This is a genomic window from Fictibacillus nanhaiensis, from assembly GCF_049537595.1.
GTDB classification, from domain to species: domain Bacteria; phylum Bacillota; class Bacilli; order Bacillales; family Fictibacillaceae; genus Fictibacillus; species Fictibacillus nanhaiensis_F.
Genome location: NZ_JBMULM010000001.1, coordinates 1,096,760 through 1,115,478, shown reverse-complemented (window position 1 = coordinate 1,115,478; position 18,719 = coordinate 1,096,760). Strand labels below are relative to the sequence as shown.

At 40.1% G+C, this 18,719-nt stretch carries 21 protein-coding genes and 1 riboswitch; of the genes, 5 read left to right on the top strand and 16 right to left on the bottom strand.

Going from position 1 to position 18,719, the window contains the following annotated elements; all coding sequences use genetic code 11:
- Window positions 1-54: 54 nt before the first annotated feature.
- Window positions 55-570 carry a YqhR family membrane protein gene (locus ACOZ9X_RS05545; protein WP_144699143.1) on the bottom strand — a complete coding sequence of 172 codons (516 nt, stop codon included), beginning with the start codon at window positions 568-570 and terminating at the stop codon, window positions 55-57.
- A 187-nt stretch (window positions 571-757) separates the two neighbouring features.
- Here ACOZ9X_RS05545 and ACOZ9X_RS05540 point away from each other — a divergent pair, with 187 nt between their 5' ends.
- Both ACOZ9X_RS05540 and ACOZ9X_RS05535 read left to right on the top strand, forming a co-directional pair.
- Complete coding sequence (locus tag ACOZ9X_RS05540) at window positions 758-1,702, top strand: DUF1385 domain-containing protein (protein ID WP_144699141.1); 945 nt, start codon at window positions 758-760, stop codon at window positions 1,700-1,702.
- A 19-nt stretch (window positions 1,703-1,721) separates the two neighbouring features.
- Window positions 1,722-2,096 carry an SA1362 family protein gene (locus ACOZ9X_RS05535; protein ID WP_423417319.1) on the top strand — a complete coding sequence of 125 codons (375 nt, stop codon included), beginning with the start codon at window positions 1,722-1,724 and terminating at the stop codon, window positions 2,094-2,096.
- 3 nt (window positions 2,097-2,099) lie between these two features.
- On the opposite strand, the gene ACOZ9X_RS05530 is transcribed toward ACOZ9X_RS05535, so the two are convergent.
- The 5 genes from ACOZ9X_RS05530 to ACOZ9X_RS05510 all read right to left on the bottom strand — a co-directional run bounded on the left by ACOZ9X_RS05530 (window position 2,100) and on the right by ACOZ9X_RS05510 (window position 8,720).
- Window positions 2,100-3,029 (bottom strand): patatin-like phospholipase family protein, encoded by a 930-nt coding sequence (locus ACOZ9X_RS05530; protein WP_191753856.1) that lies wholly within the window; start codon window positions 3,027-3,029, stop codon window positions 2,100-2,102.
- A gap of 263 nt (window positions 3,030-3,292) precedes the next feature.
- A complete protein-coding gene (gene mntR / locus ACOZ9X_RS05525) occupies window positions 3,293-3,709 on the bottom strand; it encodes a transcriptional regulator MntR (protein WP_066400195.1) in 417 nt (138 codons plus the stop codon).
- 111 nt (window positions 3,710-3,820) lie between these two features.
- Window positions 3,821-4,858, bottom strand: coding sequence for a spore photoproduct lyase (splB, locus tag ACOZ9X_RS05520; RefSeq protein ID WP_066396061.1), 1,038 nt, complete (start codon window positions 4,856-4,858; stop codon window positions 3,821-3,823).
- A gap of 102 nt (window positions 4,859-4,960) precedes the next feature.
- The gene (locus tag ACOZ9X_RS05515; protein WP_423417318.1) at window positions 4,961-7,522 is read right to left on the bottom strand and encodes a vitamin B12-dependent ribonucleotide reductase; all 2,562 of its coding nucleotides are present in this window, start codon (window positions 7,520-7,522) and stop codon (window positions 4,961-4,963) included.
- A 361-nt stretch (window positions 7,523-7,883) separates the two neighbouring features.
- Window positions 7,884-8,720: a lipoate--protein ligase family protein gene (locus tag ACOZ9X_RS05510; protein ID WP_423417317.1), complete on the bottom strand. Its 837-nt coding sequence runs from the start codon at window positions 8,718-8,720 to the stop codon at window positions 7,884-7,886.
- A 149-nt stretch (window positions 8,721-8,869) separates the two neighbouring features.
- On the opposite strand from ACOZ9X_RS05510, the gene ACOZ9X_RS05505 reads away from it, so the two are divergent.
- Window positions 8,870-9,247: a rhodanese-like domain-containing protein gene (locus ACOZ9X_RS05505; RefSeq protein ID WP_289495162.1), complete on the top strand. Its 378-nt coding sequence runs from the start codon at window positions 8,870-8,872 to the stop codon at window positions 9,245-9,247.
- A gap of 54 nt (window positions 9,248-9,301) precedes the next feature.
- On the opposite strand, the gene gcvPB is transcribed toward ACOZ9X_RS05505, so the two are convergent.
- From gcvPB to gcvT, 3 genes are read right to left on the bottom strand one after another with little or no spacing between them, the layout of a single operon-like run.
- Entirely contained in the window at window positions 9,302-10,759 is a 1,458-nt protein-coding gene (gene gcvPB / locus ACOZ9X_RS05500) for an aminomethyl-transferring glycine dehydrogenase subunit GcvPB (RefSeq protein WP_423417316.1), read from the bottom strand.
- Window positions 10,735-12,099 (bottom strand): aminomethyl-transferring glycine dehydrogenase subunit GcvPA, encoded by a 1,365-nt coding sequence (gcvPA, locus tag ACOZ9X_RS05495; RefSeq protein WP_423417315.1) that lies wholly within the window; start codon window positions 12,097-12,099, stop codon window positions 10,735-10,737. The genes gcvPB and gcvPA overlap by 25 nt, the downstream gene beginning before the upstream one ends.
- A 21-nt stretch (window positions 12,100-12,120) precedes the next feature.
- Entirely contained in the window at window positions 12,121-13,221 is a 1,101-nt protein-coding gene (gene gcvT, locus ACOZ9X_RS05490; RefSeq protein ID WP_423417314.1) for a glycine cleavage system aminomethyltransferase GcvT, read from the bottom strand.
- A gap of 177 nt (window positions 13,222-13,398) precedes the next feature.
- Window positions 13,399-13,485: riboswitch (glycine riboswitch) on the bottom strand.
- Between the two features lie 117 nt (window positions 13,486-13,602).
- Between gcvT and ACOZ9X_RS05485 the strand changes: the two genes are divergently transcribed.
- Window positions 13,603-15,300, top strand: a complete 1,698-nt coding sequence (locus tag ACOZ9X_RS05485) for a DEAD/DEAH box helicase (RefSeq protein ID WP_205726828.1) — start codon at window positions 13,603-13,605, stop codon at window positions 15,298-15,300.
- Window positions 15,269-16,045 (top strand): YqhG family protein, encoded by a 777-nt coding sequence (locus tag ACOZ9X_RS05480; RefSeq protein WP_423417313.1) that lies wholly within the window; start codon window positions 15,269-15,271, stop codon window positions 16,043-16,045. Before ACOZ9X_RS05485 ends, ACOZ9X_RS05480 begins: the two co-directional genes overlap by 32 nt.
- Window positions 16,046-16,093: 48 nt before the next feature.
- On the opposite strand, the gene ACOZ9X_RS05475 is transcribed toward ACOZ9X_RS05480, so the two are convergent.
- From ACOZ9X_RS05475 to comGC, 7 genes are read right to left on the bottom strand one after another with little or no spacing between them, the layout of a single operon-like run.
- The gene (locus ACOZ9X_RS05475; RefSeq protein WP_423417312.1) at window positions 16,094-16,282 is read right to left on the bottom strand and encodes a YqzE family protein; all 189 of its coding nucleotides are present in this window, start codon (window positions 16,280-16,282) and stop codon (window positions 16,094-16,096) included.
- 46 nt (window positions 16,283-16,328) lie between these two features.
- The gene (locus ACOZ9X_RS05470) at window positions 16,329-16,847 is read right to left on the bottom strand and encodes a shikimate kinase (RefSeq protein ID WP_423417311.1); all 519 of its coding nucleotides are present in this window, start codon (window positions 16,845-16,847) and stop codon (window positions 16,329-16,331) included.
- A 2-nt stretch (window positions 16,848-16,849) separates the two neighbouring features.
- On the bottom strand, window positions 16,850-17,224 hold the full coding sequence (comGG, locus tag ACOZ9X_RS05465) for a competence type IV pilus minor pilin ComGG (protein ID WP_423417310.1): 375 nt from the start codon (window positions 17,222-17,224) through the stop codon (window positions 16,850-16,852).
- Window positions 17,217-17,657: a competence type IV pilus minor pilin ComGF gene (locus tag ACOZ9X_RS05460; RefSeq protein ID WP_423417309.1), complete on the bottom strand. Its 441-nt coding sequence runs from the start codon at window positions 17,655-17,657 to the stop codon at window positions 17,217-17,219. Before ACOZ9X_RS05460 ends, comGG begins: the two co-directional genes overlap by 8 nt.
- Window positions 17,641-17,973, bottom strand: coding sequence for a hypothetical protein (locus ACOZ9X_RS05455; RefSeq protein WP_423417308.1), 333 nt, complete (start codon window positions 17,971-17,973; stop codon window positions 17,641-17,643). Before ACOZ9X_RS05455 ends, ACOZ9X_RS05460 begins: the two co-directional genes overlap by 17 nt.
- On the bottom strand, window positions 17,957-18,415 hold the full coding sequence (gene comGD, locus ACOZ9X_RS05450) for a competence type IV pilus minor pilin ComGD (protein WP_423417307.1): 459 nt from the start codon (window positions 18,413-18,415) through the stop codon (window positions 17,957-17,959). The genes ACOZ9X_RS05455 and comGD overlap by 17 nt, the downstream gene beginning before the upstream one ends.
- Window positions 18,412-18,714, bottom strand: a complete 303-nt coding sequence (gene comGC, locus ACOZ9X_RS05445; RefSeq protein ID WP_423417306.1) for a competence type IV pilus major pilin ComGC — start codon at window positions 18,712-18,714, stop codon at window positions 18,412-18,414. Before comGC ends, comGD begins: the two co-directional genes overlap by 4 nt.
- Between the last annotated feature and the right edge of the window lie 5 nt (window positions 18,715-18,719).

Sequence of the window (18,719 nt, the reverse complement as noted above, 5' to 3'; positions counted from 1 at the left end):
AAAAAATAGAATGTTCATTAAACATTCTATCATAGCGTGTATTCTTTTGAATAGTTACGAACTCTGTGTTGATTCCTTGTTTCCTTGGGACTGGCCATGACGTTCACTGTATTCAAATGAGATCGAGTAACCTACGAAAACACCATATAAAATATAGATGCACAATGTCGTTGTAATCGTATTTTTACCTATCGTATTCATAGGTTCCAATCCTGGAAAGATCGGATGAAGCAAGAAAAAGACGATTCCCCAGAGTGCCACACCAAAAAGAATACCAGCCCACATGGATTTGATCTTGGCAAACGCATAGCGATAGGCAATGGCGACTAAAATTGAAAGTAGAGCAATAATCAAAATACTGATCAGTTGACCAATCCACTCTGTTTTCCACTTTCCAAGTGCCCATGGTGCCAAAACGAGTGCGGGACCTACTTTTGAGAAATTTAAATAATAGGCAATAAATCCGAAACAAGCCCAGATCAAACCTCCAAAGAAGCCAACACCAACTACTCTGCTCATAAATGAAGATTGAGATTCCTGTTTATTTTGTTCTAGTTTTGAATCGCTCATTAACGACCACCTCCAACACTACTAGTATGTCCACAAAACCATTGCCCAAACTTCTCACACTGCAACCAATCATATTCCGTGTAGAACATGTATAAAATGGGAAAAATACAATCATCCTTTGTGGAGGAATATCCCGCTTTCCTGTAGAATAGAAAGTACCTACAAAACTTTAGGCTGGGGGTTCAACATGACAAAAGAGAAAAAGCCCGCTTACGGCGGCCAGGCCGTATTAGAAGGGGTTATGTTTGCCGGAAAGCACACATATGTAACGGCAATACGCAGAAATGACGATACGATTGAGTATTTCGAACTTAAGAAGAAACCTTCTCCTGTTTTATCAAAATTAAAGAAGATTCCTTTCTTAAGAGGATTTATTGCCATAATCGAAGCGAGTATGAACGGTACTCAGCATTTAAATTTTTCAGCTGAACGATTTGGCGTTAACCCCGGTGAGGAAGAAAAAGAGGAAGAAGAAAAACCATCAAAATTTGCCTTTTTCTTTTCTTTAGCCATTATCGGTGTCTTATCTTTCCTTTTTGGAAAATTTGTTTTTACGCTCGTACCCGTTTTTTTAGCAGAAGCTTTTCGTTTTATCGTGCCCGGGCACTTAGGGCAGAATTTATTAGAAGGTTTGTTCAAGTTTATCTTTTTATTAAGCTACATCTATTTTGTTTCTTTAACACCCGCGATCAAGAGAGTATTCATGTATCACGGAGCTGAACACAAAGTAATCAACACGTATGAAGCAGGAGACGAGCTCACCGTTGAAAACGTAAAGAAGCATTCAAGACTTCATTATCGTTGCGGCAGCAGTTTTATTCTATTTACTGTAATCGTCGGCATGTTCATCTATTATTTCTTTCCATCAGATCCGTTATGGCTAAGAATTTTATGCAGACTTGCGCTTATCCCTGTGGTTTTAGGGGTATCTTTTGAAGTATTACAGTTAACTAATAAACTAAGAGATGTTCCTGTTCTTCGTTACCTTGGATATCCTGGTTTATGGCTTCAACTTTTAACAACGAAAGAACCCGATGAAAAACAAATTGAAGTTTCTATTATTTCTTTTAATGAAATGTTACGTCGTGACGCATCCTATGAAAGTGAACTTAACGCAAGTAAAATCGTTTAATCATAAGGAGGTGAACCTGTTGCAACAGAATCATAGAAGATTGCATCCTATCATTTGGTTTGTTATTTCACTGGCTATTGTCGGTATTCTTTATCAACTAGTCACTTCACCTCGCGACTTATTTACGACCATTCTGATCGGGGCAGCAGTGGTCGCCGTGTTTTACTTTATCTTTCGCAGAACCTCATCGGGTGTAAACGGCAAATATAGAAAAGCGGTCAAGCAATCTCAAAAACGCTATGGTACGAACCAAAAGCCGGCAAAAGCTGCTTCTCCATTGTTTTCGAGCAAAAAGACTGCAAAGAGTTCCGCTCAGAGAAAGAAAACACGTGAACATCACTTAACCGTGATCGAAGGGAAAAAGAACAAGAAAAAAAATCGAGCCTCCTTTTAAGGACTAGGCTCGATTTTTATATGCTGGATTTGGATATCTCTTACTTGCAATCCAGCTTTGTAAGAATTGCTCAGCACGATCGTGGCCAAACGTATAAAGTTCATTCTTCGCTTCTGAAGACAGTTGAAAATCGATAACAGATACATGCTTTACAGGCATAAAAATAATATCCCGTGCATCGTGTGAATCAATGTATCGGTTATCATGCGCTTGCATCATCGTTTCAAACAATGCTTTAAAAAGATGAACCGCATTCTTCACATTGTGTGTTGGAATGTGGTCGTTGATATATGAACTTAATTGAAAACCTAGCACCGGCCGAACGGGCACCCTATCTTTTCTTTGGAAAAGCCACATCGGAAAGTTACTCAAAACGCCTCCATCAACAATAAAACTTTTTTGTCCAACACGATTGAAAAGTTTGATCGGATAAAAGAAATAAGGAAGACTGCAACTCATCCTAACCGCTCGTGCCACTGGAAAACGCTCTGGCAATAAACCGTATTCCTCAAGATCATCTGGCAAAACGATCAACCTGCCCCGAGAAATATCAGACGCAATAATCTTAAGACTGCCATATGGAATATCCGCAAAGGTAACAATTCCACGTGCCGCTAAAAGAGAAGCTACCCAGTTCTCCAGATAATCCCCCTTAAACAGACCAAGTTTCCAGTAAAGCTTCAACCAGTTCATAAAAGGTACAGGTACTATCGTTTTACTTGTATCCAAAAATTTTCTAAAGTCTAATTTATCAATAATATCTTTCATTTCACCCGCCGTATAGCCCGCTTTGATCAAAGCAGCCATCAACGCCCCCGCACTTGTCCCCGCTACCCTCTCAAAACTGAGGCCTCGATTCTCAGCTGCTTCAACAGCACCAATCAACGAAAGCGCCTTGATGCCTCCACCTGAAAAAACACCATCAATTCGCATAAACATCTCCTCCACTATTATCCTAATCAGCAGAAGATGTCCTTTATAACCGATTCTTCAAAATAAAGTCTTTTGTCCTCTTATCTAAGAAGGTCAGCCGGTCAGGGAAGCGGGGTGTAGGAACATCTCTCCGTTTTCCCATGGGATTCAAGCTTTGAATGATCCATTTACTGTCCACTTCATACAAAATACTGTCCACTTGTATCTGCATAGGTTTCAGCCCCTCAAAAAAAAAACCAAAATAAAAAACAACCATAAAATATTTATGATTGTTCTTGTTCTTCATTCTTTGCTTGAACTTCTCTTAATGACTTTATCCTATTTTCATCTTCTTCAAAAAACTGAACAAGATCTCCAATTCGATCAATAGCGTTCCAACTTAAATGATGTTCGATACCCTCAACATCTTGGTAGATGTTCTCTTGGTCGACCCCAATAACTTTTAAGAATTCTTCAAGTAACTCGTGTCTGTAAACTAAACGTTTTCCAAGTTTTTTTCCGTTCGGTGTTAGAACGAAACCTCTGTATTTTTCATAAACGACATACTTGCCTTTGTCGAGCTTTTGAATCATCTTGGTTACTGAAGAGGGATGCACTTCTAGGTTCTCAGCAAGATCTGATACCCTGGCATAGCCTTTCTCTTCGATTAGGGCATAGATGCGTTCTATATAGTCTTCCATACTTGGGGTTGGCGGCAAATTGTTCACTCCCTATACTAAACCAGCTTGGTCTCTATAAAAAGGATACTATAGAATGGTAAGCGTGACAAGGGAAGGTGTCTTTGCATTTTATCAAGTAAAATATTCAATCTTCGCTTGTGGAAACATCGTATGAATATAATTTTCTACCGTTTCACGCAGTCTTGTCGCCTGATCATCTTGATAAACATATTTTCCGATTCCATATCTTCCCCACTTATATTTCCGCTCTTCTTCGTTCATCTCAAGCTTTGATTTTGGATAGTTTTTTTCAATAACACGTTTTGCAGGTTTCGTAAATCGGTGTTGAATCAGTTCAAACGTAAGATCGTTTGTTAAATGCTTTGGAATTTTCGCTTCTAACGTATCAAAAAGTTCTTTATAACCTTCTTCCCAATCTTTATGAAGATAAAGAGGTGCTACGATAAATCCTAATGGATACCCTGCTTCTGCCACTTTTATGGCAGCATTAATACGCTCTTCAAGCGGACTTGTTCCAAGTTCGAAGTTCTTTATCACATAGTTTGAATTTACACTAAAACGAAAACGCGTTCTTCCTTGGTGTTTTGCATCAAGGAGATGGTCTACATGATGGTATTTCGTCGTAAATCGAAGCCTACCTAGATCTGTTGCTCCAAAAAATTCAATCGCTCTTTTTAAATTATGAGTAAGATGATCGATACCTACAATATCAGATGTACAAGAAGCCTCGAATCGCGTGATCTCAGGGGCACGTTCTTGCATATACTTTTCAGCCTGAGCAAAGATCTCATCTGTATTCACATAAGTTCGTAGATACGGCTTGCTGCCGAGTGTAGTTTGCAGATAACAATAATGACAATGTCCCATACATCCAGTTGCGAGAGGAATCGCGTATTCTGCAGATGGTTTTGATGTATCAAATTTCAACGTTTTTCTGATACCGACAACGAGCGTTGATTTAGCCGTTCTGTATTTCTGAAAATCATTATCTCCTGGCAAATCACGAATTTGGTTATGAGATGTTGTCTCTCTGATCTCAACTTCTAACTTACTAAAACGGTCGAACAGTTCTTTTCCCAATGGATACTCTAGTGCACGCGGTTCGAAATAGATCAACTGCGGCATAAACGGTTTATTGGCACCAGCCATAGTCATACACCCCACAATTTTTATAACAAATGATGGAGTTAGTATGTGCTAATATCTACAAAAGAAAAAGGAAGGAACTTTTCCAGTTCCTTCCCTCCTTATTTATAATCCGCATTTTAATTGAGCGTTACAATTTGTACACGTGTTACAGCCACCGATTTCTTTCACTTTTCCTTTTCGGCATACAGGGCAAGTGTTTCCAACTTCATTACCGATGGTTACATCTGTAGAACGAAGGTCAGTAATCGTATCTAAAATAACAACTTTGCTCTTTTCTTCTTCCATACCTAGATCGATCTCAGTTTGTTCAAAAGTCTCTTCTGCTTTAAGTGTAAGAACTTGTGAGTCGCGGCTTCCATCTACGTAAACCGTTCCACCTTTTGCTCCACCCTTATAAAGGCGTTCGTAAACTTTTTGAACTTGATCAACCGTATAACCTTTAGGAGCGTTTACTGTTTTTGAGATCGAGCTGTCTACCCAACGCTGGATGACACATTGCGTATCTGCATGTGCTTCTGGTGCAAGCTCCATTGCAGCAACAAACCATTCAGGAAGCTCATTTTCGTTCGCTTCTGGATTGCTGTCTAAATATTCTTTTACGATATCTGCTTTCACTTCAATAAACTTCCCAAGACGACCACTGCGGAAGTATGAGAATGAGAAGTAAGGCTCTAATCCTGTGGAGACGCCAACCATGGTTCCTGTGGATCCAGTTGGAGCAACAGTTAACAAGTGAGAGTTACGAATACCGAATTCTAAAATGTCTTCGCGTACATCTTCAGGAAGCTTTCTCATATAACCTGTTTCAGTAAATCGTCTACGCAACTCGTTAGTCGTCTCTTTTGAATCACTTTCTAAGAACGGGAAGCTTCCCTTTTCTTTAGCAAGTTCAATTGACGTGCGGTAAGCCGTAACAGCAATCGTCTCAAAAATTTGATCAACAAGCTTGTTTCCTTCTTCAGATCCGTAAACGGTCTCGCAATAGATCAAAAGGTCATGAAGTCCCATTACCCCAAGTCCTACACGACGTTCCCCTAAAGCTTGGATGCGATTTGGCTCTAAGAAATATGGTGTTGCATCAATTACATTGTCCTGCATGCGTACGCCGACTTCAACCGTTTGTTTTAGCTTTTCAAAGTCTACCGTTTTGTTTTCTTTGTCAGCCATATTACCAAGGTTGACTGCAGCGAGGTTGCACACACTGTATGGTGCAAGTGGTTGTTCTCCACACGGGTTCGTTGCTACAACCTTTTGTCCATAAGCGGTAGCGTTTGTCATGTCATTTGCATTATCAATAAAGAAAATACCTGGCTCAGCAGAGTATGTTGCGCAAATGTTGATCAGGTTCCACAGTTCACGCGCTTGAATGCGTTTATAGACGCGTATACCATAACCTTTCTCTTCCCAAACCCGAACATCTCCGACTTCATGCCACTCGTTGTTGTAAGCTTCCATCTCTTCAGGCGTGTAAGCCTCAACACTTGGAAAGCGTAATAAATATTCAGTGTCATTTTCTACCGCTTCCATAAATTCTTTTGTGATCGTAACTGAGATATTTGCTCCAGTTAAGAACTCAGAATTATGAACGCTATACGTTCCTCCATCGCGAAGCATTGTTTCGGCATCACGTAGAACGTCTGAATCAAATCCGCCTGTTCCTGGAATATCCTTATAGCGAAGGATTCCTTCGTACATCGCTTTTTGAGCGGGTGTCAGCGGTGTGAATTTTAATTTGTCTTGTGCAACTTGTTTGATCTTCTCGTCATTTGTATTTTCAATTAAGTAACGTAAAATGCGAGGATTCTGCATCTTAGAAATAATGAAATCGATGATGTCAGGATGCCAGTCGGCCAGCATGATCATCTGGGCCCCCCTGCGACTTCCTCCCTGCTCGACCAGATGCGTCAACTTCGCAATATCATCCAGCCAAGATACAGATCCAGACGATTTTCCGTTTACGCCTCTAGCTAATGCGTTCTTCGGTCGAAGTGTAGATCCGTTCGTCCCAACTCCGCCACCACGACTCATGATCTCCATAACTTGCTTACGGTGATCTGAGATTCCTTCACGCGAATCTTTTACATACGGCATAACGTAACAGTTGAAATACGTTACATCCGTTTCTGCGCCTGCGCCATATAAAACACGGCCAGCGGGTACAAAATTCATCTCTGAAAGCTCTTTATAGAATTTCTCAAACGATTCTTTACGCTTTTCTTCCGTCGTTTCAACAGATGCTAAACCTGTCGCATTTCTTAGGGCAATCTGCTCGTAGTAAACTTCTAACGGCTTGTCCATCACATCTAGTGAACGAGTGATCAAACCAGATTCTGCTTCTTCAGGCTTCTCTAGCACTGCTTTGAACTCATCTTCAACCAATACAACTGCATTCTTATCGTCCCAGTTGACAGATTGGATAAAGCCTAGCCCTCTTGCTGGAAATTTTGGGTCTTCTTTTACCGTTAATACAACAAAATCACCCGGTTTTAACGTTTTCTTTTCTGTATCTTTAAAGCTGTATCGGTCTAGCATGACCAGCCGAGAAACACCTTTGTGCGTTGTTTTCATCGTAGACGTTACGGGGTGTACTTGTGGAAATTGAGCTATATCACTGTTGAGAGCATCAATGTTAATACCCTTTTTAACAGTTGCGAGTGTGTCCATATTTCTCCTCCTCTATTTAAATCACATACGAATGCATATCTATATCTTGTATGTATAACTTCTACCCTTATACTATATATACGTAAACGTCATGTCAAAGAAAAAAAATTGTCAAACTTAAAAACATGAGGATTTTACAGCAATTCCTTGATTCTTGTAAATTTATGATGATTTTATTAATGAATTGGCTTTATTCTAGATTTGTATTATTTGGTAGTTTTGAAAAGCCGTACAAACACGTGGTTTTCAAAAATCCCTGCTATTTTCCAAAAAAAATTAATATCTTGACATCTTTTTCTATGATCTCTACAGAACAAAAATAAAAAATCGAGATCTCTTTTGAGATTTCGATTTTTTTCTATTAACGTCTGAACGTCCAATCGGCGTTGCGATAACGAGTCTCGGCTATGTGTTCAACCTCTGCCCACTGGTCTTCTGTAAGTGCATAGGGTATAAGATTTACGTTCAAACCGTCCTCGAAGCCTTTTTTAAAGGCAATCTTTGCGTCTTCAATTGTAACCGGAACATCTAAGAGTGCGTTCACTGCTACAGCTTTTTTCTTAAATGCTGTTTGCATTCTTTCTCGTAATCTGTCGCTAGAATACTTAAACAGATCGAACAGCTTGTCTTCATTTAAGTCTAGAAGAATCGATCCGTGTTGCAGGATCACACCTTTTTGTCTCGTTTGAGCACTTCCTGCTACTTTTCTGCCTTCTACGACTAATTCATACCACGAAGGAGCGTCAAAACAAACTGCTGAACGAGGATTCTTCAATCCTTCACGCTCTTCTTCTGTTTTCGGAACCGCAAAGTAAGCATCGAGGCCTAAACCTTGAAACCCTTCTTTTATTCCTTCTGAGATCACCCGATAAGCTTCGGTTACACTTTGTGGCATATCTTTGTGTGATTCAGATACGATGACGCTATACGTGAGTTCTTGGTCATGAAGAACTCCGCGTCCTCCTGTTGGGCGTCTCACAAAGCCCAGTCCATATTTTTCTACAGCATCAAGGTTAATCTCTTTTTCTACTTTTTGAAAGTATCCAATAGATAGCGTAGCTGGATTCCATCCGTAAAAGCGGATAACAGGCGGAATCTTTCCTTCACTGTGCCATGTTAGAAGTGCTTCGTCCATTGCCATATTAATTGCAGGTTCGCAATTTCCAGAATCGATATAATACCAGTTTTCTTTTTCCACGTTTTTCGTCTCCCTGCTATTCATTCGTAACTAGTGTACCAAATTCGCCGATTGTGTCAAAACAATCGCTTAAAGTCAGATTTTTCTTTTGCCTATAGAGCCGCGCACCGCTATAATTGTGGTAGATTGTTTAAAGGAGTGCAAGCGTTATGGGATGGATAGTATTAGCAGGTATCGTGGTAGCTTTATTGGCGTATGTAATTGGTATGGGACTTTACCAAAAGAGATTTTTAAAGACGTTAAACGAAGAAGAGTTCAAGGCAGGTTATCGTAAGGCTCAATTGATTGATGTCCGTGAACCTGAAGAATTTAAAAAGGGTCATATTTTAGGAGCTCGCAACATTCCTTTATCTCAAATGAGACAAAGATTGAAGGAAGTTCGTAACGACCAGCCTGTTTACTTATATTGCGAGAGCGGGTTCAGAAGTGCTCGTGCAGCCAACTTCCTTAAGAAAAAGAAGTACGGCCAACTGCATCATTTACACGGTGGCTTCAGAAAATGGACTGGCCGAGTAAAATCAAACTAACATTCAAAAGCAGCTCAGGAAAATTTCCTGAGCTGCTTTTTTGTATGATTAAACTTATTTTGTATATTTTAAGATTGGTTTTCTTGCAGCTGTTGCTTCATCCAGTCGTTTAACAACGGTAGTATGAGGAGCTTCTTGAACCAATTCAGGTGTTTCTTCTGCTTCTTTTGATATCTGAATCATCTTTTCGATAAACTCATCGAGTGTTTCTTTCGATTCCGTTTCTGTCGGCTCGATCATGATCGCTTCTTCTACACTTAACGGGAAGTAGATCGTTGGCGGGTGATAACCAAAGTCTAAGAGACGTTTTGCGATATCGAGTGTTCTCACGCCAAGTTTTTTCTGACGACGTCCTGACAATACAAACTCGTGTTTACAGTGTTGTGTAAACGGAAGATCGAAATGAGGCTCAAGTCGACGCATCATATAGTTCGCGTTTAATACGGCGTTCTCTGATACTTGATGTAATCCGTCTGGCCCCATCGTCATGATGTACGTAAATGCACGTACATTTATCCCGAAGTTACCATAAAACGGCTTCACTCGTCCGATTGATTGCGGGCGGTCATATTCAAACTTATAAAGATCGTCCTCTTTAACGAGAACTGGTTTTGGCAAGAATGGGATCAGATCTTCCTTAACTCCAACTGGTCCTGATCCAGGTCCACCACCACCGTGAGGTCCTGTAAATGTCTTATGAAGATTTAAGTGAACAACGTCAAAGCCCATGTCTCCAGGTCGAGCAAATCCTAATATCGCATTTGCGTTAGCTCCATCATAGTAAAGCTTTCCGCCAGCTTCATGGACGATCTTTGCCATTTCTAGAATATGTTCTTCAAAAAGACCAAGCGTATTCGGATTTGTAAGCATCAGTGCCGCCACATCTTGATCGACTACTCGTTTCAAATCTTCGAGATCAACAAGTCCTCGCTCATCAGATTTCACCGTGATCGATTCAAAACCAGCAACCGTTGCAGAAGCAGGGTTTGTTCCGTGAGCTGAATCAGGAACGATTACTTTTGTACGATTGAAGTCACCATTTGCTTCATGATAAGCGCGGATCATCATTAGTCCTGTCCATTCTCCATGTGCACCCGCAGCTGGTTGGAGCGTCACTTCATCCATGCCCGTGATTTCAGCAAGTGATGTTTGCAAGCGGTACATCATCTCCATCGCACCTTGAACCGTCTCTTCATCTTGTAGAGGGTGGATGTTTGCAAATCCAGGGAAACGCGCTACATCTTCATTAATCTTAGGATTGTATTTCATCGTACATGAACCTAGTGGATAGAAACCAGAATCCACACCATGGTTACGATTGGATAACGCTGTGTAATGACGAACGATTTGAAGTTCTGACACTTCTGGAAGATCCGCTTCTTCTGAACGCAAATAATCGGAAGGGATGATAGATTCTACGTTAATCTCTGGGACGTCAAGTTCAGGGATACTATATCCTACTCGACCTGGTTTAGACAATTCAAAAATTAATGACTGATGTTCTGTACGCATGCTAATCCCTCCAATACATTTGCAAGCTGATCGATCTCTTCTTTTGTTCTCATTTCAGTAACTGCTAAAAGCATATGGTTCTTAAGTTCTGTATAAGAAAGACCTAGATCATATCCACCGATGATACCAGATTCTAATAGTTTTCTGTTCACTTCTTTCGCTGTACATTTTAACTCAATAACAAACTCGTTAAAGAAAGGTCCAGTGAATGCTGTCTTGAAACCTTTTTCCTCAAGAACTTTTTTCGCATAATGAGCTTTTTGTATATTTTGGTGCGCAACTTCTTTCACACCTTGTTTTCCAAGCGCCGTCATAGCGATAGAAGCTGCAAGTGCGTTAAGCGCTTGGTTCGAACAGATGTTACTCGTCGCTTTATCACGTCTGATATGCTGTTCTCTTGCTTGAAGAGTTAGAACGAATCCTCTCTTACCGTCTTCATCAACCGTTTGACCTACTAAACGGCCAGGAACTTTACGCATCAATTTTGTTGTAACGGCAAAATATCCACAGTGTGGTCCGCCAAATCCTTGCGCGATCCCAAACGGCTGTGCATCACCTACTACGATATCAGCACCAAATTTACCAGGAGGAGTAAGTGCACCAAGTGCTAAAGGATTTGAAGAAACTACGAACATTCCTTTTGCACTGTGCACGATTTCTTCGATGTCTTTTAACGGTTCGATCTGACCGAAGAAGTTCGGATATTGAACGATCACACACGCTGTTTGTTCATCAACTTCAGCACGTAATGCATGTAATGAAGTAACACCATCTTCTGTATCCACTTCTACCACTTCAAGATGCTGCCCTTTTGCATAAGTGTGCAGAACAGCACGAGATTCTGGATGTACGGATTTGGATACGACGATTTTCTTTCTGCGCGTTTGAGCTGCTGATAATAATCCAGCCTCCGCAAGCGAAGTTCCACCATCGTACATAGAAGAGTTCGCAACATCCATACCTGTTAGCTCACAGATCATCGTTTGGAACTCAAAGATCGCTTGAAGTTCACCTTGAGAGATCTCCGGCTGATAAGGTGTGTAAGCTGTGTAGAACTCTGATCGAAGCAACATGTGATTAACGATCGATGGCGTGTAGTGATCATAAACACCTGCTCCTAAGAACGAAGCATGATCTTTTGTATTTTTGTTTAATGCAGCCAAGCGGCCCATCTCTTTAACTAGTTGAGGTTCTGACAAAGCTTCCTCGATCTGTAAGCGTCCTTTAAACCGAACTTCTTCCGGAATATCCTGAAAAAGATCTTCTGTCGTTTCAATTCCAATCGTTTCAAGCATTTCCTTTTTGTCTTGATCAGTCATCGGCAAATAGCGGAACGTCATGGTTTCTCCCCCTAAAATGTCTTATTTTCCTCGTTTATAAAATGGTGAAGCGACTACTTTTGCTTTTAAACGTTTTTGACGAATCTGTACCTCTACCTCTGTTCCGAGCTCTGTGAAATCTCTCTCAAGAAGAGCAAGTCCTAGATTCTTCTTCAAAGTTGGCGATTGTGTTCCCGTAGTAACTTCTCCAATCTTCACATCACCTTTAAAAACCTCGTAATGTGATCGTGGAATGCCTTTATCGATCATTTCGATTCCAACCAGTTTGCGTGGGGCGCCATTTTTCTTTTGATCAGCTAAAATTTCTTTTCCAATAAAATCTGCTTCTTTATCTGTTTTTACTGCGAATCCAATTCCCGCTTCTATCGGAGTAATTTCTTTTGTAAGTTCTTGACCGTATAGAGCAAGCTTTGCTTCAAAGCGTAACGTATCACGCGCGCCAAGCCCTGCAGGAAGCAATCCATCTTCTTGGCCTGCTTCTAGCACCGATCTCCACAGTTTTTCAGCATGTTCCGTCTTTAAATAGATCTCAAAACCATCTTCCCCTGTGTAACCTGTTCGAGAAACAAGAGCAGATATTCCGGCTAGTGAAACATCTTCTTTAAAACGGAAGAATCCGATCTCAGAAAGATTGGTATCCGTTAGTTTTTGTAGAATTTCTTCTGCTTTTGGTCCTTGAATCGCGAGCTGTGCGTATTCAGGAGAAACGTTTACAAGTTCTACACCGTCAGGCTTTTTGCTCATAAGCCATTCGAAATCTTTTTCAATATTTGAGGCATTCACAACGAGTAAGTAATCGTTTTCACCTCTTTTATAGATTAAAAGATCATCTACTGTGCCACCGTTCTCATAGCACATAGCTGTATATTGTGCTTGACCGTTTTGAAGTTTCGAAACATCATTGGTCATAGTATATTGCAGGAACGATAATGCATTTGGTCCTCGCACATCAAATTCTCCCATGTGAGAGACATCGAATAGACCAGCTTTCGTCCTAACCGCTTCGTGTTCCTCTTTAATACTCGAGAACTGAACAGGCAACTCCCAACCGCCAAAATCAATTACTTTTCCACCGTGTTCTTTGTAAGTCTCAAATAACGGTGTTCGTAACAATGTAGCCATGTGAATTCCTCCTTTTTCATACTTACCAATTTTCTGACTTTTTCTGGACAAAAAAAGGACAGAAAGACCCCTTAAATTGGGATCCTCTGTCCTGCAACCTGTAAGTTTCTCAAGTAAAAACACTTGAGTTTCTTCGTTGGTGGCTTTCATCTATTAAAAAAGCACTCTCCAGAGATGCGTCTAGCAAGAGTCTTTTTGCCTGAGAGTTTCACAATTTGTTTGCTCCTTCGGCGCCGCTTACGCAGTCTCTCCTCTTACTTTCATTCGCGAGTATGTTATTGTCCAAGGTCGCACATACTATTACTATGTTTACTACATTATTATCCTATCATTTTTACAAAAGGAATGGCAACGAACTTTTTTAAAGAAAGGAAATCCATTATGAAAATCGACGTTCAGTTTCAGCGAGAATGGCATGATGACTTTTTAAAGCGTGTGGAAGAAGATGGACCTTGGGCCAATTGGGAATTATATAATTTAGCTCTTGAAGCAGAACACCACTTAGCAATTCCTGATTTCTTAGGCCTTCAAGCTCCCGACCATCTCCCACAGATGACTTTTTTACCTCATCAGCTGGACGTTGCCACAACCGTTATTGAGCAGATGAACGGGAAAGCAATTTTGGCAGATGAAGTAGGGCTAGGAAAGACGATCGAAGCAGGGTTGATTCTAAAAGAGTACATGATACGCCGGCTCGCTAAGAAAATTTTGATCCTCGTTCCAGCTTCACTCGTTATTCAATGGACGAACGAGTTGAATCAGAAGTTTTTTATTCCAGCAATCGCTCAGAAAAAAGCGTATGTATGGGAGCAATGCGATGTAGTCGTATCTTCCATTGATACTGCAAAACGTGCACCGCATCGAGACATCGTCCTTAATCAAGACTATGATCTAGTTATCATCGATGAAGCACACAAATTAAAGAACAAGAAAACGAAAAACTATGAATTTGTACAGTTATTAAAAAAGAAGTTCTGCTTATTATTAACGGCAACTCCGGTACAAAACAGAGTTGAGGAGATTTTTAATCTTGTATCTCTACTAAAGCCTGGTCATCTAGGAAACCGAGAGAACTTTGACAAAGATTATAAAGAAGATAAATATTCACTTAAAAATGAAGAAAAGCTGAAGCAGCTCGTGAATAAGGTGATGGTTCGTAACCGACGAGAAGAGACTGGGCTGAAATGGCCGAAGCGTCTTGTTCAAACCATTCCTATTACATTATCAAAAACAGAACGTGACCTATACGATGAAATCTCTCAACTAAAAAAAGACTCTTACTTTGACCGAAGTAAATTTTCAATCGTCACTCTGCAACGGGAAGCATGCAGTTCCCGCGAAGCTGTTTTTCTAACTTTGAAAAATATGCTTCAAAAGGATGTTTCAAACTCGTTGATGGAACAACGAGTCTTAGAGCTAATGAAAAAAATTGAACTTGTTGATCAAAACTCTAAAGCTCTAAAAGCGTTAGAACTGATTCAATCGATCGATTCCAAGGTCATCATTTTTACAGAATATCGTGCGACACAACTTTATTTACAGTGGTTTTTACAGCAGCATGGCATCTCTTCTGTACCGTTCAGAGGCGGGTTCAAGCGTAGTAAAAAGGACTGGATGACGCATCTCTTTCGAACAAGAGCACAAGTTTTGATCGCAACGGAAGCCGGTGGCGAAGGAATCAACCTGCAGTTCTGTCAACATATCATCAATTACGATCTGCCGTGGAACCCGATGAGGATCGAGCAGCGGATCGGACGTATCCACCGTATCGGTCAGCAAGGGGACGTTCATATCTATAACTTTGCCACTCAGAATACGATTGAAGAGCATATCTTAAACTTGCTGTATAACAAGATCAATCTTTTTGAGAGTGTCATTGGGGAACTTGATGAAATCCTAACAAAATTTGAGATCAAGAATATAGAACGCCATATCGCAGACATCATGAATACGTCTGAAAGTGAAGGTGAGATCCGAGTAAAGATGGATAATCTAGCTTCCTTGATCAACCTTGATGGCGGTATCAAACAGAAAGGATGGGAAGAGCATGCAGCAGCACGAGATTCATCGCTTTCTTGAGCGCTATTTTGATGCCAACGAATGCAGAATTCAAGAAAAAAACTTTAGTTATATGAAAGTTCAATTGACCACTGAACTTGATAAAGTTTTAATGAACCGTCCGTTCTACTGGCACTATCTCGAAAAAACGGGAGGTACCCCGAATCCGATGACGTTGACTTTAGTAACCGGTCAACAGCAAGCTCCTGATGGAAAAGGTGAATTTATCCACTTTGGTTCACCTAGACTTCATCAGATATTTGGATCGACAAAGAAGCTCGCCTCTTTTATTCGACTGTATGAATCTGTTCCTCAGCAAGGAGCCCAAGTACCACTGCAACCTTGGCTATGTTTGAATGTTAAAGTTACGTATCAGTGTGATCAAAAGAAAGATCAAGTACTTTCATATGGGATACAACTGATCAACGGGACGATTGAAGATCACTTTCATCAACGTCTTCAAAAGATGCTTTTAACGAAGAGGATTCCTGATTTTTGTTATACCCTCTCTCCATTTATCAAACCACAGAATGCAATAAAAAGATTAGAGAATCAAATACAGGAAGTCATCGATAGAGACGATCACAAGTGGGCTGAGGATGCAAAAAAACGATGGGATGAAGACCTTGAACTATTAGAGAGTTTTTATGAAGATTCTTTAACGAAACCTGAAGCCTATCATATTGAAAAAGAAGCACTTCGTACCCAATATGAGCCACAGATAATTGTGGAGATTATAAATGGCGGACTTTTCTATCTTGCATAAAAAATATAAGAGCTGGGAACTGTATCCCGGCTCTTCCTTTTTCCAGCCTTATTTCTTTTTCTTTCTTCGAAACGCTAGACCGAGTCCCATAGGAACGACTCCAAATAGATAAGTAAGCAAAGGTTCGCGTTCATTTTTTTTTGTGATACGCCTTTCCTTTCTTACTGATTTTGGTTCATCCAAATATTTGACGACCTTCTGAGTAAGAAACTTAATTACATCTGATCCTGCAGCCATTGGCAAAACTCCCTTTTAGAAGCAATCACATTCTAGTTTTGGCCAATTATTGCATGTTTAAACGGCTTAACTTTTCTAAAATTTGGTCGCATACTTCTTCTGTTGTAAATTGATCTGTAATAACCTCGATATCACTTTTTTCATAATGTGAACTTCTTTCGTTAAAGAGTTTCTGAACTTCTTCTTCTGAAGAAGTTAATAGGATCGGTCTCTTGTTTCTCTCTTCCTCTTTCATCAGCCTGTTCCATAAAACCGGAAAGCTCGTCTTTAAGTAGATCACAATCCCATTATTCTTCATGTACGTTAAGTTTTCTTCTCTTACGACCGCACCCCCTCCAGTCATTACAACAGCATGTTCTACGGGAAGCTGGCGAATGGCAAGAGACTCGTAATTACGGAACGCCTCTTCCCCTTCGTTCTTAAATATTTCTCTTATCGTTTGTCCTCGATCTTTTTCCACTGTCGAATCAACATCATATGGTGGAACCTCTAAACGTTTTGAAAGTTCTCTTCCTACAGATGTTTTTCCACACCCCATGAAACCGACTAAATATATGGTGTTCAATTTTAACCCTCCACCCATTTTGTAACGCTTTTCTGGGTTACATTATAATACACTTTTACCTTTTTTGTAGACTGTCGAGTTGTAACAGCTTCAACCGTAAACATCACTTCATTAGCAGATATTTTCGTAAATACAACTTTTAGTAGTCCCTCATTAACGTTTAGCTTTCGTTCTGATGGATAAACCGCGAGTTCTTCTACCCAAACTAGAGCACGATCTACACCTTGCTGGATCAGACGGACTTGGCTAAGTTGCTCTTCCTGCATATAAACAAACTGTCTTTCTGACGCTACTTTTTCTGTCAGGTAACTAAAAAAAATCAATAGGATGAAGCAAAGCGTTAAAACGAGCGGATATATCATTCCTCTCTCATTCATGTCTAATTCTCCTAAAGCCACGATGAGCTTGGTTTCCTTCTTTATCCGTCAGTGTGACGTAAATATAACGCTCTTCTATTTCTTCTACTTTCATCTCTTGAATATTTTGAACCCAAACTTCGTGACCTAATCCATTAACTTGTTTTCGAATAAGAGAATGATAACGTGCGAAACTGATCACTTCACCGGTAGACAACGTAATGAACAACGCGTTGTTCCGCACCTCAAATGTTGCAGCTTCCCTTATTTCTTTTCCGATCATAGAAAAAAACAATGCAGTTTCTTCAGACTGAACGGATTGTGGTTGTTTTTGTAGATGCGTTAACAACATTGTCATCATAAAAGTTATTACGATTAAAATTCCTAATGCGATCATCGATTCTACGAGCGTATAGCCGTTCTTGTTTGCAGGGATTTCAGAATGAACTCGCACAGGTTTTATACTCTTTTTGGTTTGAACCTCTGAACGAAATACAAGTCTCGTATTCATTCGTCACACCTTTTCTTGTTAATAGCTGATATTCAATGCCGTTATCAATCCAATAACGCTCATCAGGCATAAGCTGTGACATACTTCTCATGCCAGCAGCATGGTCTGCTTCTGTCATCGCATATAGAAGTTGCTCTGATGTTCTTTGTTCTTGATATGAGATATAGATAAAAGGTAAACATATTGAAAATACTACTGAGATCAACAAAAGACTAAACATAGCTTCAATCAGTAGATAACCTTTATTGTTTTGCAACATAAAATTTACCTTTGCCTAATTGAAAAACCATCTTATACGAAGAAGTAGCAGAGTAAATATAGAGAGTCCCCGCACGACTGATATTTCCATTCTGATTGTACTGCAAAGATAATAACATCGAATAGCTCTCAAACCAGATATGTTTTGGAAAATCCTTTTTTACAGGTTCTTTACTGCCGTTCCCTCGCACTTCGTATTTATGGTTTTCATTATCGATCGATAAGTTATAGATCCGATTCTCATTCACTGCTTTTTGCTGCATGTGAACGATGTCTTTTTGAAACGTACGGATGAAATATTCGGTCTCCCGATTCTTTCTAAAACGATCATACGAAGGGTATGCAACCGCACTGATCATACCGATGATTAAAAGTACGATCATCATCTCGATCAAACTAAATCCTAATTGTCCCTTCTTTATTTTTTCTAACTGTTCGTTCACTCTTCATCGCTCACTGAAACGACTCCTTTACTATCGATAAGCAAAGTTTTTTTGTCTGGGCATGTTACGGTATCAATATATCCGCCATCTTTCAGTTCTTCTATCGTAGGCAGTACATTTTTCTCTGCCTCATATGCTCCAACTTGTCCTTGCACAAGATCGATGGTCGCTTCACACCCTAACGATTTTACGAGACTGTTATTCTTGGTCATACTCGGCAGGGCGATAAGCATCAGTACGGAAATGATCAAAAGCACGATCATCATTTCTATTAAAGTAAATCCTTTTTCATTATTCATAATTC

Coding starts and splice junctions, on each gene's coding strand:
- gcvPB (WP_423417316.1), bottom strand. CDS start 10,759: ATGCGTACAGAACATCAGTCATTAATTTTTGAATTGTCTAAACCAGGT.
- ACOZ9X_RS05540 (WP_144699141.1), top strand. CDS start 758: ATGACAAAAGAGAAAAAGCCCGCTTACGGCGGCCAGGCCGTATTAGAA.
- comGG (WP_423417310.1), bottom strand. CDS start 17,224: ATGAATGAGAGAGGAATGATATATCCGCTCGTTTTAACGCTTTGCTTC.
- ACOZ9X_RS05545 (WP_144699143.1), bottom strand. CDS start 570: ATGAGCGATTCAAAACTAGAACAAAATAAACAGGAATCTCAATCTTCA.
- ACOZ9X_RS05515 (WP_423417318.1), bottom strand. CDS start 7,522: ATGGACACACTCGCAACTGTTAAAAAGGGTATTAACATTGATGCTCTC.
- ACOZ9X_RS05455 (WP_423417308.1), bottom strand. CDS start 17,973: ATGTTGCAAAACAATAAAGGTTATCTACTGATTGAAGCTATGTTTAGT.
- gcvT (WP_423417314.1), bottom strand. CDS start 13,221: ATGGCTACATTGTTACGAACACCGTTATTTGAGACTTACAAAGAACAC.
- gcvPA (WP_423417315.1), bottom strand. CDS start 12,099: ATGACGTTCCGCTATTTGCCGATGACTGATCAAGACAAAAAGGAAATG.
- comGC (WP_423417306.1), bottom strand. CDS start 18,714: ATGAATAATGAAAAAGGATTTACTTTAATAGAAATGATGATCGTGCTT.
- ACOZ9X_RS05475 (WP_423417312.1), bottom strand. CDS start 16,282: ATGGCTGCAGGATCAGATGTAATTAAGTTTCTTACTCAGAAGGTCGTC.
- ACOZ9X_RS05530 (WP_191753856.1), bottom strand. CDS start 3,029: ATGCGAATTGATGGTGTTTTTTCAGGTGGAGGCATCAAGGCGCTTTCG.
- mntR (WP_066400195.1), bottom strand. CDS start 3,709: ATGGAAGACTATATAGAACGCATCTATGCCCTAATCGAAGAGAAAGGC.
- ACOZ9X_RS05505 (WP_289495162.1), top strand. CDS start 8,870: ATGGGATGGATAGTATTAGCAGGTATCGTGGTAGCTTTATTGGCGTAT.
- ACOZ9X_RS05480 (WP_423417313.1), top strand. CDS start 15,269: ATGCAGCAGCACGAGATTCATCGCTTTCTTGAGCGCTATTTTGATGCC.
- splB (WP_066396061.1), bottom strand. CDS start 4,858: ATGGCTGGTGCCAATAAACCGTTTATGCCGCAGTTGATCTATTTCGAA.
- ACOZ9X_RS05485 (WP_205726828.1), top strand. CDS start 13,603: ATGAAAATCGACGTTCAGTTTCAGCGAGAATGGCATGATGACTTTTTA.